General features: G+C 72.1%; 12 protein-coding genes. 4 read left to right on the top strand and 8 right to left on the bottom strand.

Features of this window, described 5'->3' with window-relative positions:
* Positions 1-12: 12 nt before the first annotated feature.
* The 3 genes from OG917_RS11985 to OG917_RS11975 form a co-directional block, all read right to left on the bottom strand.
* Positions 13-1,845, bottom strand: coding sequence for a glycoside hydrolase family 3 protein (locus tag OG917_RS11985; RefSeq protein WP_328317560.1), 1,833 nt, complete (start codon positions 1,843-1,845; stop codon positions 13-15).
* A 214-nt stretch (positions 1,846-2,059) separates the two neighbouring features.
* A complete protein-coding gene (locus tag OG917_RS11980) occupies positions 2,060-2,866 on the bottom strand; it encodes a sugar phosphate isomerase/epimerase family protein (RefSeq protein WP_328317559.1) in 807 nt (268 codons plus the stop codon).
* A 231-nt stretch (positions 2,867-3,097) separates the two neighbouring features.
* Positions 3,098-4,159: a LacI family DNA-binding transcriptional regulator gene (locus OG917_RS11975; protein WP_328317558.1), complete on the bottom strand. Its 1,062-nt coding sequence runs from the start codon at positions 4,157-4,159 to the stop codon at positions 3,098-3,100.
* Between the two features lie 147 nt (positions 4,160-4,306).
* Between OG917_RS11975 and OG917_RS11970 the strand changes: the two genes are divergently transcribed.
* From OG917_RS11970 to OG917_RS11960, 3 genes are read left to right on the top strand one after another with little or no spacing between them, the layout of a single operon-like run.
* Complete coding sequence (locus tag OG917_RS11970) at positions 4,307-5,458, top strand: Gfo/Idh/MocA family protein (protein WP_328317557.1); 1,152 nt, start codon at positions 4,307-4,309, stop codon at positions 5,456-5,458.
* Entirely contained in the window at positions 5,455-6,639 is a 1,185-nt protein-coding gene (locus OG917_RS11965) for a dihydrodipicolinate synthase family protein (protein WP_443058945.1), read from the top strand. Before OG917_RS11970 ends, OG917_RS11965 begins: the two co-directional genes overlap by 4 nt.
* A 2-nt stretch (positions 6,640-6,641) precedes the next feature.
* Positions 6,642-7,469, top strand: coding sequence for a sugar phosphate isomerase/epimerase family protein (locus OG917_RS11960; protein ID WP_328317556.1), 828 nt, complete (start codon positions 6,642-6,644; stop codon positions 7,467-7,469).
* 268 nt (positions 7,470-7,737) lie between these two features.
* Here the strand turns inward: OG917_RS11960 and rbsD are convergent, their stop codons facing one another.
* From rbsD to OG917_RS11935, 5 genes are read right to left on the bottom strand one after another with little or no spacing between them, the layout of a single operon-like run.
* Positions 7,738-8,127, bottom strand: coding sequence for a D-ribose pyranase (rbsD, locus tag OG917_RS11955; RefSeq protein ID WP_328317555.1), 390 nt, complete (start codon positions 8,125-8,127; stop codon positions 7,738-7,740).
* Positions 8,124-9,029 carry a ribokinase gene (locus OG917_RS11950; RefSeq protein ID WP_328317554.1) on the bottom strand — a complete coding sequence of 302 codons (906 nt, stop codon included), beginning with the start codon at positions 9,027-9,029 and terminating at the stop codon, positions 8,124-8,126. Before OG917_RS11950 ends, rbsD begins: the two co-directional genes overlap by 4 nt.
* A gap of 46 nt (positions 9,030-9,075) precedes the next feature.
* Positions 9,076-11,049, bottom strand: coding sequence for an ABC transporter permease/substrate-binding protein (locus tag OG917_RS11945; RefSeq protein WP_328317553.1), 1,974 nt, complete (start codon positions 11,047-11,049; stop codon positions 9,076-9,078).
* The gene (locus tag OG917_RS11940; protein WP_328317552.1) at positions 11,039-12,631 is read right to left on the bottom strand and encodes a sugar ABC transporter ATP-binding protein; all 1,593 of its coding nucleotides are present in this window, start codon (positions 12,629-12,631) and stop codon (positions 11,039-11,041) included. Before OG917_RS11940 ends, OG917_RS11945 begins: the two co-directional genes overlap by 11 nt.
* Positions 12,628-13,713: a LacI family DNA-binding transcriptional regulator gene (locus OG917_RS11935; protein WP_328317551.1), complete on the bottom strand. Its 1,086-nt coding sequence runs from the start codon at positions 13,711-13,713 to the stop codon at positions 12,628-12,630. Before OG917_RS11935 ends, OG917_RS11940 begins: the two co-directional genes overlap by 4 nt.
* Before the next feature lie 244 nt (positions 13,714-13,957).
* Between OG917_RS11935 and recD2 the strand changes: the two genes are divergently transcribed.
* Positions 13,958-16,228: an SF1B family DNA helicase RecD2 gene (gene recD2, locus OG917_RS11930; protein WP_328317550.1), complete on the top strand. Its 2,271-nt coding sequence runs from the start codon at positions 13,958-13,960 to the stop codon at positions 16,226-16,228.
* Positions 16,229-16,251 lie beyond the last annotated feature (23 nt).

The following is a 16,251-nucleotide window of genomic DNA, read 5'->3' as shown; positions in this document are numbered from 1 at the left end:
GGCGGAGCGGGCTCAGTAGGTCAGGCCGTGTCCCACCGGATACAGCACCTTCGTGGGATCGTCCGCGCGCTGGACGGGCACCGGCAGCAGCCCGCGCGGCGTGACCTGCCCGGCGATCACCCGTGCCGCCGCCCGGAGTTCGACATCGGTCCAGCTGTAGGTGGCGATCGAGGCCCGGACGCCTGGGAGCACGGCGATGTCGTACGGATTGCGGATCGCGATCTGCACCACCGGGACCCCGGACGCGACCAGGGCCGCCACCAGTTTCGACTGCGCGTCGCCCGCGGCCACGTCGTAGGTGCCGACGACGACCGCGTCCTTGCCCGCCGCTGCGGCCACCGCGCTGTCGATCAGGGCGGCGGTGGGCGCGGTGCCGGTCGGCAGCACCGTGGTGGTGAAGCCCAGCCCGGTCAGCTCCTTGCCGAGCACGGTGGTCGGCGGCCCCGTCGTCCCCGTGGGCGACGCCGGGTCGGGGCCGACGACCAGCAGACTCCGGGAGCGGCGCCGGGAGAGCGGCAGCAGCCGGTCCGTGTTGACCAGCAGCGTGGTGGTCCGCTCGGCGATCAGGTCGGCCGACGCGAGATGGGAGCGGATGCCGACCGTGCGGTCGATCCGGACCCCGGCCACGTACGGGCTGCTGAACAGCGCGCGCCGCTCCTTGAGGCGCAGGATCCGCAGAATCGATACGTCGAGCCGCTCCTCGGTGAGCTCCCCGCTCCGGACCGCGCCGAGCACACCGTTCCACGCGGCGGCGAGGTCCGGCGGGTTCAGCAGCTGGTCGACGCCGGCCTTGAGCGCGAGCACCGGCACCCGGTCGTCGCCGTACTTGTCCCGCACGCCCTGCATGCCGAGCGAGTCGGTGACGACGACCCCGTCGTACCCCAGCTCCTCACGGAGGATGCCCGTCAGGATCGGCTGCGACAGGGTGGCCGGGTCGTTGCTCGGGTCCAGGGCGGGGAACTGGATGTGCGCCGTCATGATCGAGTCGATCCCGGCGGCGACGGCTGCCTTGAAGGGCGGGGCGTCGATGCGCTCCCACTCCTCGCGGGTGTGGGTGATGACCGGGATCCCGGTGTGGCTGTCGACCGCGGTGTCGCCGTGGCCCGGGAAATGCTTGGCGGTGGCGGCGACCTGGGAGCTCTGGTAGCCCTCCACCTCGGCGGCGACCAGCCGGGCCACGGCGGCCGGATCGGAGCCGAAGGAGCGGACGCCGATGACCGGGTTGGCGGGGTTCACGTTGACGTCGGCGTCCGTCGAGTAGTCCTGCCGGATGCCGATCGCCCGCAGTTCGGCCCCGGAGATCCGTCCGACCGTGCGGACGTCCTCGCGCGAGCGCCCCGCGCCGAGCGCCATCGCGCCGGGGAACAGGGCGGCCGGATAACCGACCCGGCAGACGATGCCGTGCTCCTGGTCGGTGGCGATCAGCAGCGGTACGGGGGTGCGCTGGGCGAGCCCCGCGCGCTGGATGCCGTTGGAGAGAGCGGCGATCTGGTGCGGGTCGCGGGTGTTGTGCGCCCAGCTGAAGTAGATGATGCCGCCGACGTGGTACTTGGCGATCAGCTCGGCGGCGGTGCGGACGCCGATCTCGCTCAGGTTGGCGTCGATGTCGGCCTGGTCGGGTGCGGTCGCGGAGTGCCCGTACACCCGCATCACGAAGAGCTGGCCGACCTTCTCCTCGATGCTCATCCGGTCGATGAGCTTCTTGAGCCGCCGGTCGCGGCTGCGGGAGCCGGGACCGGGACGGGGATCGGCGTGTGCCGTGGCGCCGGTGGCGCCCGTAGCGGCTGCGGCGACCGCTGCGGCGGTGGCGGTGAGCAGGGAACGTCTGGAGGTGCGGTACTGCACTGGTGCCCCTTCCGGCCATGCTGCGCAAGGAATCTGAAGGAAACTTCCGATCAGCAGCGATATCCGGAAAGTAACTGCCAGGTCAAGGGTGTGGGCCGGATCGGGGCGGCATTGGCCCATATGCCAGCGGGCCGGCCGGGGCGGGGCCCGCCCGCCACGGCCTGTGGCGGAGAGGCCCGCGCCGGGACGGTGGCCCCGCGCCGGACCGGACCCGCTACCGCGCCGTGGGGGCCGCGCCCCCGGCCAGCAGCTGCTCCAGGTACTCACGGCCCGCCGTCAGCAGCCCCGGCAGCCCGGCCGCCTCCGGGTACCAGCGCTTCTCGTACTCCCAGCAGAGCCACCCCTGGTCCGGCGCGAGCAGCTCCACACACTCCCCGAGCGGCAGCACCCCGGCGCCGAGCGCCAGCGGGGTGGTGTCCTCGGCCGACGCGATGTCCTTGACCTGCGTGTAGCCGAGGTGCGGGGCGAGGACGGCGTGGCTCGCCGCCGGGGTCTCACCGCCCAGCCAGGTGTGCATGACATCCCAGAGCGCCCCGACGTTGAGGTGGCCGACCGGGCCCAGCACCCGGGACGCGTCGGCGCCGGTGCGGTGCGAGTCATGGGTTTCGAGCAGGATCCGTACGCCCTTGTCGGCGGCGACCTCGGCCGCCGCTCCCAGCCTGCGTGCGGCGGCCGCGTCGGCCTCGGCCGGCTCCTGACCGCCACCGCCGGGGAAGACCCGGACGAACGGGGCGCCGAGGTCGGCGGCGAGGAAGACCAGTTCGGCGAGGTCGCCCTCGATCTGCTTGTCGTCGCCGGGCGCCGCCACCCGTACGTATCCGGCCACCCCGAGGATCTCGACGCCGCCGCCGGCGAACTCCTCGGCGGCAGCCTTCCGTTCCCGCAGCCCGGTGCCGGGGTGCAGCGCCTCCTCGGCGTGGGCGCGCAGTTCGACCCCCTGGTAGCCGCTGTCCGCTGCGAGCCGCACCACGTCCGGGACGGTGATTCCTGGCACTCCGAGGGTGGAGAACGCGAATTTCAACGCACTGTTCCTTCCTGAAGGCCGAGCCGCCGGCTCCGACTCCGGGCGCTCCGGCAGTTCCGTCTGATGTGTCGCTGCTGCTGGTTCCGACTGGTCTGGTTCCGCTTGCCCTGATTCCCGCAGATCCTGCCTGCTGGTGCCAGGTCATCATTGGTCCACGGCAGCCGTTCCCGGTAGCGCGCCTCGCGGAGGGAGCCGCTCACCGCCCCGGGCGGCGCAGGGCCGCCCCCGTCACCGCCCGGGCGGAGCCGTCGACGCCCGGGTCACCAGCTCGCCCCGCACCACAGCGGCCCCGCCCTTCGGGACCGCCTCCCGGCCCATCGCCAGCCGGCCCGCCCGCGCCCCCGCCTCGTGGAGCGGCAGCCGCACCGTGGTCAGGGCCGGTACCGCGTCCACCGAGAACGGCAGATCGTCGAAACCGGCCACCGAGACGTCCTCGGGGATCCGCAGGCCCCGCTCCCGCAGCGCCGCGCAGGCGCCCAGGGCAACGGTGTCGTTCGCCGCCACGATCGCCGTCAACCCCGGCTCTCTTCGCAGCAGTTCGAGAGTCGCGTGGTAGCCGGAGCCGCGGTCGTAGGGGCCGTGGACGGTGAGTCCGTCCCGGCCGTCGGGCAGGCCGGCCGCCGCCAGGGCCAGCCGGTGGCCCTCCAGGCGGTCCCGGGTCGTGGTCCGTTCGGTGGGGCCTGCCACGTAACCGATCCGCCGGTGTCCCAGCGTCAGCAGGTGCTCGGTGAGCCGCTGTCCGCCGCCCCGGTTGTCGAAGGTCAGCGCGGCCACCACGGACTCGCTGCCGGGCATCGGGGGGCGCCCGCAGAGCACGACCCGCGTCCCCGCGTCGGCCAGTTTCGCGAGTTTGGCGGAGACCGCTGCGGTGTGCTCCGGGTCCTCGATGGCGCCGCCCGTCAGCACCACCGCGGCGGCGCGCTGGCGCTGGAGGAGTGTGAGGTAGGTCAGCTCACGCTCCGGGGAGCCGCCGGTGTTGCAGACGACGGCCAGCTTCTCGCCGCCCGCGCGCCCGCTGCCCTCCTGGCCGCTGATCTCGGACTGGGCCGCGCCCGCCATGATGCCGAAGAACGGGTCGGCGATGTCGTTGACCAGGATGCCGACCAGATCGGACGTGGCGGCGGCGAGCGAGCTCGCGGGCCCGTTCAGCACGTAGTCCAGCTCGTCCACGGCCGCCAGGACCCGCTCCCGGGTGGCCGCCGCCACCGGGTAGTTGCCGTTGAGCACGCGCGAGACCGTCGCCGGGGAGACCCGTGCGCGGGCCGCGACGTCCGAGAGCGTCGCTGTCATTTCTGCCTCCGTGCCACTCGCCCGCATCTCCTGTCAGGTGATCGCGACCCTGTGCGCCTGTCCGCGCCTCTTGTCCGGGCCGGTGTGCGCAGGTTAGCTTCATACCGCGTAGAAAGCGCTTGCTATGACCGTGTGGAGGGACCTTTCGTGACACGTAAGACAGTGCGGATCGCCATGAACGGCGTGACGGGCCGGATGGGCTACCGCCAGCACCTGGTCCGCTCCCTGCTCGCTATCCGCGAGGAGGGTGGCCTGGACCTCGGTGACGGCACGGTGCTCTGGCCCGAGATCGTCCTGGTCGGCCGCCGTGAGCACGCCCTCCGGACCATGGCCGGCAAGCACGGGCTCGACGAGTGGTCCACCGACCTCGACGCCGTGCTGGCGGACCCGTCCATCGACATCTACTTCGACGCCCAGGTCACCTCCGCCCGCGAGGAGGCGCTGCGGAAGGCCATCGCGGCCGGGAAGCACATCTACACCGAGAAGCCGACCGCGACCGGCCTGGACGGCGCCCTGGAGCTGGCGCGGCTGGCCGCGGCCGCCGGGATCAAGCACGGCGTGGTCCAGGACAAGCTGTTCCTGCCGGGCCTGCTGAAGCTCAAGCGGCTCATCGACGGCGGCTTCTTCGGCGAGATCCTCTCCATTCGCGGCGAGTTCGGCTACTGGGTCTTCGAGGGGGACTGGCAGGAGGCCCAGCGCCCCTCGTGGAACTACCGCGCACAGGACGGCGGCGGCATCGTCGTGGACATGTTCCCGCACTGGGAGTACGTCCTGCATGAGCTGTTCGGCCGCGTCACCTCCGTCCAGGCCCTCACCGCCACCCACATCCCGCAGCGCTGGGACGAGCGGTCCGAGCCGTACGAGGCGACCGCCGACGACTCCGCCTACGGCGTCTTCCAGCTGGAGAGCGGCGCTGTCGCCCAGATCAACTCCTCCTGGGCGGTACGCGTCAACCGCGACGAACTGGTCGAGTTCCAGGTCGACGGCACGGAGGGCTCGGCCGTCGCCGGCCTCCGCAACTGCCGTGTCCAGCACCGCAGCGCCACCCCGAAGCCGGTCTGGAACCCGGACCTGCCCGCCACCCACTCCTTCCGTGACCAGTGGCAGGAGGTCCCGGACAACGGCGACTTCGGCAACGGCTTCAAGGTCCAGTGGGAGCTGTTCCTGCGCCACATCGTGCTCGACGAGCCGTACCACTGGGACCTGCTGGCCGGCGCGCGCGGAGTGCAGCTCGCCGAGCTGGGACTCAAGTCGTCCGCCGAGGGCCGCCGTCTCGACGTTCCGGAGATCTCGCTGTGACGATCCTGCTTCCGCGCGCGGGCGCACCCGATGGCGGTCCGCACGCCGGCGGTACGTACGCCTACACGCCCCGCACCGAGCCCGCCCCCTTCGCACCGGGCGGCGCGCCGCTCGCCTCCCGTACGGTCTTCTCCGCCGCGCACGTCGTCGCCGACCCGTACGCCGATGTCCCGCCGGACGGGCCGGCCGCCGTGGACTGGGAGTCCACCCTCGCCTTCCGGCGCCACCTCTGGTCCCACGGGCTCGGGGTGGCGGAGGCCATGGACACCGCACAGCGCGGCATGGGCCTGGACTGGCCGGTCGCGGCGGAGCTGATCCGCAGGTCCGCGGCCGAGGCCAGGTCGGCGGGCGGGGCCATCGCCTGCGGCGTCGGCACCGACCAGCTCCCGCCGGGCGAGGTCACCCTTGACCAGGTCGCCGCGGCGTACGAGGACCAGCTCGGCGTCGTCGAGGAGACGGGCGCGCAGGCCATCCTGATGGCCTCCCGCGGGCTGGCGGCAGCCGCGAAGAGCCCCGACGACTATCTGGAGACCTACGGGCATCTGCTGCGCCAGTGCGCCGAGCCGGTCATCCTGCACTGGCTCGGCCCGATGTTCGACCCGGCGCTCGACGGTTACTGGGGCTCCCCGGACCTGGACGCGGCGACCGACACCTTCCTCGATGTCATCGCGGCCCACCCGGACAAGGTCGACGGCATCAAGGTGTCGCTGCTCGACGCCGAACGCGAGGTGGAGCTGCGCCGCAGACTGCCGGACGGGGTCCGCTGCTACACCGGCGACGACTTCAACTACCCCGAGCTGATCGCGGGCGACGAGCGCGGCTTCAGCCATGCCCTGCTGGGGATCTTCGACCCGCTCGGCCCGCTGGCCGCCGAGGCGGTCCGGGTCCTGGACACCGGCGACACCCAGGGTTTCCGGGACGTCCTGGACCCGACGGTCGAGCTGTCCCGTCATCTGTTCCGGACGCCGACCCGCTTCTACAAGACGGGTGTGGTCCTGCTCGCCTGGCTCGCCGGGCACCAGTCGCACTTCACGATGGTGGGCGGCCTCCAGTCCGCACGCTCGCTGCCCCATCTGGCGCGGGCGTACGAACTGGCCGACCGGCTGGGTCTCTTCCCCGACCCGGCGCTCGCCGAGAGCCGGATGAAGTCCCTGCTGACTGTGGGCGGAGTACCCCAGTGACCATGGACCTCACCCGCTTCAGCATCAACCAGATGACCGTGAAGCAGCTCACCCTGCCGGAACTGGTCTCGGCCTGCACCGACTTGGGCGTCCCCGGGGTCGGGCTGTGGCGTGAACCGGTGCAGCGGTACGGCGTCGCGGCGGCAGCGGCACTCGTACGGGACGCGGGGCTGTCCGTCACCACGCTCTGCCGGGGCGGCTTCCTCACCGCGATCGACCCGGCCGAGAGGGCCGAGGCGCTGGCGGACAACCGTACGGCGGTCGACGAGGCGGTGGCCCTGGGCACGGACACCCTGGTGCTGGTCTCCGGGGGGCTCCCGGCGGGCTCGAAGGACCTGCACGGCGCACGCGAACGCATCGCGGACGCACTGGCCGAACTCGGCCCGTACGCGGCCGAGCGCGGAGTGCGCCTCGCGATCGAACCGCTGCACCCGATGTTCGCGGCGGACCGCTGTGTGGTCTCGACCCTGACGCAGGCCCTGGACCTGGCGGAGCGCTTCCCCGCCGACCAGGTGGGCGTTGCCGTCGACACGTACCACATCTGGTGGGACGACCAGGCGCCCGCGCAGGTGGCCCGTGCGGGCGCGGCGGGCCGCATCTGCACCTTCCAGCTGGCGGACTGGGTCACCCCGCTGCCCGCCGGGGTCCTGAACGGCCGCGGCCAGATCGGCGACGGGTCGGTCGACATGCGGGAGTGGCGCGAGCGGGTGGACGCGGCCGGATACACGGGCCCGGTCGAAGTCGAGCTCTTCAACGAGGAGTTGTGGGCGCGGGACGGGGTGCAGCTGCTGCGGGAGACAGCCGGGCGATTCGTCCGGTACGCGCTGTAGCGGACCGGACAGGACCGCACGGGCGAGCGCATCGCGCGGCCCGTGCCGGGTCGGCAGCCGCAGAGTGCGGGAAAACTACTCCCCGCAGCCGTACAACCCTTCCGCCGTGACGGAAGTCGTAGGTGGCGTACAGGGCTTCAGGGGGACGTATCCGGGGGGAAACGTGGAGCTCTGGTCACAGGGGAGGGGAATGCGGCGGGGGCCCGGTCCGGTGGACCGGGCCCTCTCGGCACCTCCTCCGGTCAGGAGAGGGCCCCGCACCGCGTGGTCAGAAGAAGACCCCGCACCGCAGCAGCACGTTCGCGTACGGCCGGGCCTCGCCCGTGCGGACCACCAGGCGGGCGCCCGCCGACAGCTCCTTGAGGCCGTCGTGCGGGACCAGCCGCAGGTCCGGGAAGCGGGCGTCCAGCAGTTCCGCCGTCGCCGGGTTCGCCTCCCGTACCTCGTGCGCGGCCGTCGCACCCTCCACGACCAGTTCGGCCAGCAGCCCGTCCAGCACCTCGGCGAACGAAGGGGTACCGGCCCGGAACGCGAGATCCACCAGGCGGGGGCCGGACGGGACCGGCATCCCCACGTCACAGATCAGGACACCGTCGCCGTGGCCCAGCTCGGCCAGGGCGCCCGCCAGATGGCGGTTGAGGATTCCCGACTTCTTCATTCCGGGCGCACCTCGTCCGCAGTCGGGTAGGACTCCTGCGCGCCGGGCCTGGTGACCGCGGTCGCACCCACCCGGGCGGCGAACGCGGCGGCCTGCGCCAGATCGTCGCCCAGGCCCAGCCGCCAGGCCAGCGCGGCGGTGAAGGCGTCGCCCGCACCGGTGGTGTCCACGGCCTCCACCTTCAGGCTCGGCACATGCGCGCTCGTCCCCGTGCGGCCGTCCACGACCAGCGCGCCCTCGGCGCCCAGGGTGACCACCACCGAGCGCGGGCCGAGCGCGAGCAGCGCCCGCGCCCACTCCTCAGGGGAGTCGCCCGCCGTGTCGCCCAGCACCGTCCTGGCCTCGTGCTCATTGACCACCAGGGGGTCGCAGGCCGCGAGGATCTCGTCGGGCAGCGGCTGCGGCGGGGACGGATTCAGTACGAACCGGGTCCCGGACGGCAGCACCCTGACCACCTCGGCGACCGTCTCCAGCGGGATCTCCAGCTGCGCCGACACGGCTCCGGCCGACGCGAACAGGCTGCCCGCAGCGCGGACGTCGGCGGGAGTGAGCCGGGCGTTGGCACCGGGGGAGACCACGATGCTGTTGTCGCCCGACGGGTCCACCGTGATCAGCGCGACGCCGGTGGGCGCACCGCCGACCAGGACGCCGGCGGTGTCGACGCCCGCCGCGCTCTGGGACTCCAGCAGGAGCCGGCCGTTGGCGTCGTCGCCGACCCGGGCCAGCAGGGCGCTGCGGGCGCCGAGCCGTGCCGCGGCCACCGCCTGGTTGGCGCCCTTGCCGCCCGGATGGATCGCCAGGTCGGAGCCGAGCACGGTCTCGCCGGGGGCGGGGCGGCGTTCGACGCCGATCACCAGGTCGGCGTTGGCCGACCCTACGACCAGCAGGTCGTAGTCGTACATCTCTGTCCTGCTTTCGAAAGAGGGCGATGACAGGGCCGGCGGCCCGTCAGGAGAAGTCGGCTGCGTTCTTCTTGGTGACGACCTTGACCGGCACCTTCACCATGCTGCCGACCTTCTTGCCGTGCGTGGCCCTGAGCGCGTTCCGGACCGCCAGCCTGCCGAGCTCCGCGGGCTGCTGGGCGACCGTGGCGTACAGCGTGCCCGCCTCGACGGCCTTCAGCCCGTCGGGCGTTCCGTCGAAGCTGACCACCGGGATCGAGGTGCCCGCCTTGCTGCCGAGCGCCTTGATCGCTCCGAGGCCCATCTCGTCGTTCTCGGCGAAGACCCCGGTGACGCCGTGGTTCGCCTGGAGCAGGTTGGTCATGACGTCCAGGCCCTTGGTGCGGTCGAAGTCGGCGGGCTGCCGGGCGACGACCTTGATGCCCGGGTAGGCCTTGATGCCCTCGTCGAAGCCCTGCCCGCGCTCACGGCTGGCCGAGGTGCCCGCGGTGCCCTGGAGCACCACGATCCTGCCCTTGCCGCCGAGCTTCTCCGCGAGGGTCTTCGCGGCGAGCTTGCCGCCCGCGATGTTGTCGGACGCCACGAGCGTCGCGGTGTCGGCCTTGTTGACACCGCGGTCGGCCGCGACCACCGGGATGCCGGCCTTGTCGGCCGCGCGTACGGAGGGGGCCGCGGCGTCCGAGTCCACCGGGTTGATGATCATGGCTTTGACACCGGCACTGGTGAAGTTCTCGATCTGGTTGGCCTGCTGGGAGGCGTCGTTCTGTGCGTCGGTGACGGTCAGATCGACGTGCTCCGCCTTGGCCTCCTGCTGGGCGCCCGCCTTCATCTGGACGAAGAAGGGGTTGTTCATGGTGGAGAGCGAGAGCCCGACCTTGGTCCGGGCGGTCGACGAGGAACCGGAGTTGACGTAGGAGACGGCGCCCACGACGGCCGCGACCACGACGACGGCGATGCCCGCCTTCGCCGCTTGCCTGCCCTTGCCGCCCGGCCCGCCGGAACCGGTGCCCGCACCGGCGGAACCGGCGCCCGCACCGGACCCGGCGCGGCGGCGCAGCGTGTCGAGCAGCACGGCCAGGGCGATGACCACGCCGATCACTACCTGCTGCCAGAAGGCGGACACCGAGAGGAGGTTGAGGCCGTTGCGGAGCACGGCCAGGATCAGTGCGCCGATCAGGGTGCCGGACGCCTTGCCGACACCGCCCGCCAGGCTGGCCCCGCCGATGACGACGGCGGCGATGGCGTCCAGCTCGTACCCGTTGGCGGCCTGCGGCTGCGCGGAGGAGAGCCGCGACGCGAGGACGATGCCCGCTGCGGCGGCGAAGAGGCCGGAGAGTGCGTAGATGGCGAGCTTCTGCCGCTTGACCCGCAGCCCGGAGAGGCGTGCCGCCTCCTCGTTGCCGCCGATGGCGTACATCGAGCGGCCGATGTAGGTGCGGGCCAGGATCAGCGCGGTGATCAGCCCCATCACGATCATCACGATGACCGGCACAGGCAGCCAGCCGCCGAGCGTGTCACCGAGTGTGGAGACCGAGCCGGGGAAGGCGATCGGGCTGCCCTGCGAGATGACCAGTGAGAGACCGCGGCCGATGGAGAGCATGGCAAGCGTGGCGATGAACGGCGGGAGTTTGCCGTACGAGATGAGCACACCGTTGACCAGGCCGCAGGCGATGCCGGTCGCGACCGCCAGGATCACCGCGATCCAGACGGGTATCCCCTCGGAGGTCGCCGTCCACGCCAGTACGGTCGCGGAGAGCGCGGCCACCGAGCCGACCGAGAGGTCGATGCCCGCCGAGACGATGACGAAGGTGACGCCGAACGCGAGGATCGCGGTCACGGCGGCCTGCACGCCGACGTTGAGCAGGTTCTGGGTGGTCAGGAAGTCACCGGAGAGCAGCGACATCGCCACCACCAGGACCACCAGGGCGCTGAGCGCGCCGTTGTCGAGCAGGAGGCGGCGGGCCGTCCGTGCCGGGGCGCCACTGGCGCCCGTAGTGCTCTTGAGCGTGTCAGTGGTCACGGGAACCCTCTGCTTCCTTCACTTCGCCATGGGAGTGGGTGGATTTGCTCTGCGCCGGGGCGGGCGCGCTGACGGCGAGTGCCATCACCGCGTCCTGGGTCGCTTCGTGCGCGGAAAGTTCCCCGGCGATCCGGCCCTGTGCCATCACCAGCACCCGGTCGCTCATGCCGAGCACCTCGGGGAGATCGCTGGAGATCATCAGGACCGCGTGGCCGGACGCCGTCAGCTCGTTGATGAGCTGGTAGATCTCGACCTTGGCGCCGACGTCGATCCCGCGCGTCGGCTCGTCCAGGATCAGGATCCTGGTGTCGGCGAGCAGCCACTTGCCGATGACGACCTTCTGCTGGTTGCCGCCCGACAGGGTGCGCACATGCTGGCCGAGCCCGGCCATGCGTACGCCGAGCTGCCCGGCGACGCGGGCGGCCGCGGCCTGCTGGCCCTTGATGTCGACGAGGCCCGCGCGGGTGGCCGAGCGCAGCGTGACCAGGCCGAGGTTCTCCTCGACCGAGGCGTCGAGCACCAGGCCCTGGCCCTTGCGGTCCTCGGGGACCAGGCCGATCCCGGCGCCCATCGCCGCGTTCACGTCGTGCCGGGGGAGCCGTCTGCCGACGACGTCGACGGTGCCGGTGTCGTAGGGGTCGGCGCCGAAGACCGCGCGGGCCACCTCGGTCCGGCCGGCCCCGACGAGCCCGGCGATGCCGACGACCTCACCGGCGCGCACCTCGAAGCTGATGTCGTGGAAGACGCCGTCCCGGCCGAGGCCGCGTACGGAGAGCAGCGGCGCGGCGCCGCCGGGCTCGCCGGGGCCGGCGTCCGGGCCGGCGGCGGGGCGCTCCCGCGGGTACTGCTGCTCGATGCTGCGGCCCACCATCAGCCGGACCAGCTCGTCCTCGGGGGTGTCGGCGGGCACCTGGTCGATGCTGCGGCCGTCCCGGATCACCGTGACCCGGTCGCCGAGTGCGGCGATCTCCTCCAGATGGTGGGTGATGAAGACGATGCCGACGCCGCTCTCGCGCAGCGTGCGGACCAGCCCGAAGAGCTTCTCCACCTCGCCGGACGTGAGCACGGCGGTCGGCTCGTCCATGATCAGCACGCGTGCTTCCAGGCTCAGTGCCTTGGCGATCTCCACCATCTGCAGCCGGGCGATGCCCAGTTCGCGCACCTTGGTCCGGGGCGAGACGTCGAGCCCCACCCGGGCCAGCAGCCCGGTGGCGTCCTGCTCCATCCGCGCGCGGTCGATCATCCCGAAGCGGCGCGGCTGGCGTCCGAGGAAGATGTTCTCGGCGACCGTCAGCTCGGGCACCAGGTTGAACTCCTGGTAGATCGTGGCGATCCCGAGGCGTTCGGCGTCCTGCGCATCGTGGATGCGGACCTCGGCGCCCTCGGCGAAGATCCTGCCGCTGTCGGGCCGGTAGGCGCCCGAGAGCATCTTGATGAGGGTGCTCTTGCCGGCGCCGTTCTCGCCGAGCAGGACATGGACCTCGCCGCGGCGCAGGTCGAAGTCGACGCTGTCGAGCGCGACCACTCCGGGGAAGGTCTTGCGTATGCCTTCGATACGCAGCAACTCGTCGGGGGAGTTCACCGGTTGCTCCTGTTCGGAGTGGGGGACGGGGGTGTGGCGGGCGCTGTCACGGGGGAGGCGGGCGAGGCTCCGCCGGCCCCGGTGGGGGGTGGCGGTTCGCCGCACGAGCGCCGGATCACCAGCTCGGCGGGGAGGATGGCGGACTGCGGCTCCCGGCCCGCCAGCCGGTCGATGAGCGCGCGCACGGCGGCCCGGCCGAGCTCGCCGGTCGGCTGGGCGATGGCGGTGATCGGCGGGTCGGTGTGCACGAACCACGGGATGTCGTCGAAGGCGGCCAGCGCGATGTCCTGCGGGATGCGCAGGCCGTGGGCGCGGATCGCGTCCATCGCGCCGAGCGCCATCAGGTTGTCGGCGGCGAAGATCACGTCCGGGGGTTCGGCGAGCGCCAGCAGCCGGGCCGCCTCCCGGCGTCCGCTGGCGGCCTGGAAGTCACCGTGCCCGATCCGGGAGTCAGGGAGGGGCAGCCCGTGCTCGGCCAGTGCCTCGCGGAAGGCGTCCACCCGCTCGCTGCCTGTGGTGGTCGTGGCCGGGCCCGCGATGATGGCGAGTCTGCGGTGCCCCAGGGCGTACAGGTGGGCCACCAGGTCGCGGACTGCGCCACGCCCGTCGGACCGTACGACGGGGACGTCCACGCCCGGGATCCAGCGGTCCACGAAGACCATCGGCACGCCGGCCCTGACCGCGTCGAGCATCAGCGGGGAGCCCCCGTCGGTGGGGCTGACCAGCAGGCCGTCTATCCGGCGGTCGACGAGCGTGCGGACGTGGTGGTCCTGGAGGGCGGGCTGTTCGTCGGCGTTGCCGATGATCACGCTGTAGCCGTGCGCCCGCGCCTCGTCCTCGACGGAGCGGGCCAGCTCGGTGAAGTACGGGTTCAGCACATCGCTGATGACCAGTCCGAGCGTGCGGGTCTGCTGGGTGCGCAGGGATCTGGCCACCGCGTTCGGCCGGTAACCGAGGGCCTCCACGGCGGCCATCACCCGGGTGCGGGTGTCGGGCCTGACCGACGGATGGCCGTTGAGTACCCGGGACACCGTGGCGACGGAGACCTCCGCGCCGGCTGCGACGTCCTTGATGCTCGCCATCGCTGGACCACCTCCCTGTGGGCCGCATGGAATCGATTACACGGGTGATTGGAATCGATTACATGCAGAGCGGTCAAGAGGAACCCGGCACTCCGTAATCCGATCGTGACCGCGCGGGCCGGCCGGTCCCGGCGGGCCTCACGGCGCGCGGCGGGCCTCACGGCGCGCGGCGGTCGGGGCGGCCGGACCGCATCGCTCCGGATCCCCGCGGTCCGCTGTCGGACCGCGGCGGTAACGTCGCCCCATGTCCAACATGGCAGTGCTGGAAGGGGTCCTGGAGCGGATCACCTACGCCAACGAGGAGAACGGCTACACGGTCGCCCGTGTCGACACCGGCCGCGGATCCGACCTGCTGACCGTCGTCGGCTCGCTGCTGGGCGCCCAGCCCGGCGAGTCGCTGCGCATGGAGGGCCACTGGGGCTCGCACTCCCAGTACGGCAAGCAGTTCACCGTGGAGAACTACACGACGGTCCTGCCCGCCACCATCCAGGGCATCCGGCGCTATCTCGGCTCGGGGCTCATCAAGGGCATCGGCCCGGTGATGGCCGACCGGATCACCACCCACTTCGGCCTGGAGACGCTCGACGTCATCGAGCAGGAGCCCAAGCGCCTCATCGAGGTGCCGGGGCTCGGGCCGAAGCGGACGAAGATGATCGGCGCGGCCTGGGAGGAGCAGAAGGCGATCAAGGAGGTGATGATCTTCCTCCAGGGGGTCGGGGTCTCCACCTCCATCGCCGTCCGGATCTACAAGAAGTACGGCGACGCCTCGATCTCCGTCGTACGGAACGAGCCGTACCGGCTGGCCGCCGACGTCTGGGGCATCGGTTTCCTGACCGCCGACCGCATCGCCCAGGCCGTCGGCATCCCGCACGATTCGCCCGAGCGCGTCAAGGCCGGTCTCCAGTACGCGCTCTCCCAGTCCACCGACCAGGGGCACTGCTTCCTCCCCGAGGAACAGCTGATCTCCGACGCCGTGAAGCTGCTCCAGGTCGACACCGGCCTGGTCATCGACTGCCTGGCCGAGCTGGCCGCCGATGAGGGCGTCGTACGGGAACGGGTGCCGGGACCTGAGGGCGGCGAGGAGCAGGTCACCGCGGTCTATCTGGTCCCCTTCCACCGGGCCGAGATCTCCCTCGCCTCCCAGGTGGTCAGGCTGCTGCGCACCGAGCAGGACCGGATGCCGGCCTTCCGCGACGTCGACTGGGAGAAGGCGCTGCACTGGCTGGCGGGGCGCACCGGGGCCGAGCTGGCCCCCGAACAGCAGGCGGCGGTCCGGCTCGCACTCACCGAGAAGGTCGCGGTCCTCACCGGCGGACCCGGCTGCGGCAAGTCCTTCACGGTCCGCTCCGTGGTCGAGCTGGCCCGCGCCAAGCAGGCCAAGGTGGTGCTGGCGGCGCCCACCGGCCGCGCCGCCAAGCGTCTCGCCGAGCTGACGGGGGCGGAGGCGTCCACCGTGCACCGCCTTCTGGAGCTGAAGCCCGGGGGCGACGCGGCGTACGACCGGGACCGCCCGCTCGACGCGGACCTGGTCGTCGTGGACGAGGCGTCGATGCTCGATCTCCTCCTCGCCAACAAGCTGGTCAAGGCCGTCGCCCCGGGTGCGCATCTGCTCCTCGTCGGCGATGTGGACCAGCTGCCGTCCGTCGGCGCGGGTGAGGTGCTTCGCGACCTGCTCTCGGCCACCAGCCCGGCGCCCTGCGTCCGGCTGACCCGGATCTTCCGCCAGGCCCAGCAGTCCGGGGTGGTCACCAACGCCCACCGGATCAACTCCGGCGTGCAACCGGTCACCCAGGGGCTGCCGGACTTCTTCCTCTTCGTGGAGGACGAGACGGAGGAGGCCGGGCGGCTCACGGTCGACGTGGCGGCCCGCCGCATCCCGCAGAAGTTCGGGCTGAACCCCCGCCGTGACATCCAGGTGCTGGCCCCGATGCACCGCGGCCCGGCCGGAGCGGGCACGCTCAACGGGCTGCTCCAGCAGGCGATCACCCCGGCCCGTCCGGGCCTGCCCGAGAAGCGGTCCGGCGGCCGGGTCTTCCGGGTCGGCGACAAGGTCACCCAGATCCGCAACAACTACGACAAGGGTGCCAACGGGGTCTTCAACGGCACGGTGGGCGTGGTCACTGCCCTCGACCCGGAGGACCAGAAGCTGACGGTCCGCACCGACGAGGACGAGGAGGTGGTGTACGACTTCGACGAGCTGGACGAGCTCGCGCACGCCTACGCGGTGACGATCCACCGCTCCCAGGGCAGCGAGTACCCCGCGGTGGTCATCCCGGTCACCACCGGAGCCTGGATGATGCTCCAGCGCAATCTGCTCTACACGGCCGTCACCCGGGCCAGGAAGCTGGTCGTCCTGGTCGGCTCCCGGAAGGCGATCGGCCAGGCGGTCCGCACGGTCTCCGCCGGAAGGCGGTTCACCGCGCTGGACCACAGACTGGCGGGAGGCGGCGCGGGCACCGGAGCATGGGAATCGTCACCCCGGGGTTCCGGAACCGGGGCGAAGAGGGCAGGATAAGCAGGTTGGCGGCACTCAGTGCC

It is taken from the genome of Streptomyces sp. NBC_00388, from assembly GCF_036061255.1.
Taxonomy (GTDB): domain Bacteria; phylum Actinomycetota; class Actinomycetes; order Streptomycetales; family Streptomycetaceae; genus Streptomyces.
This window is presented reverse-complemented; position numbering and strand designations above follow the sequence as displayed.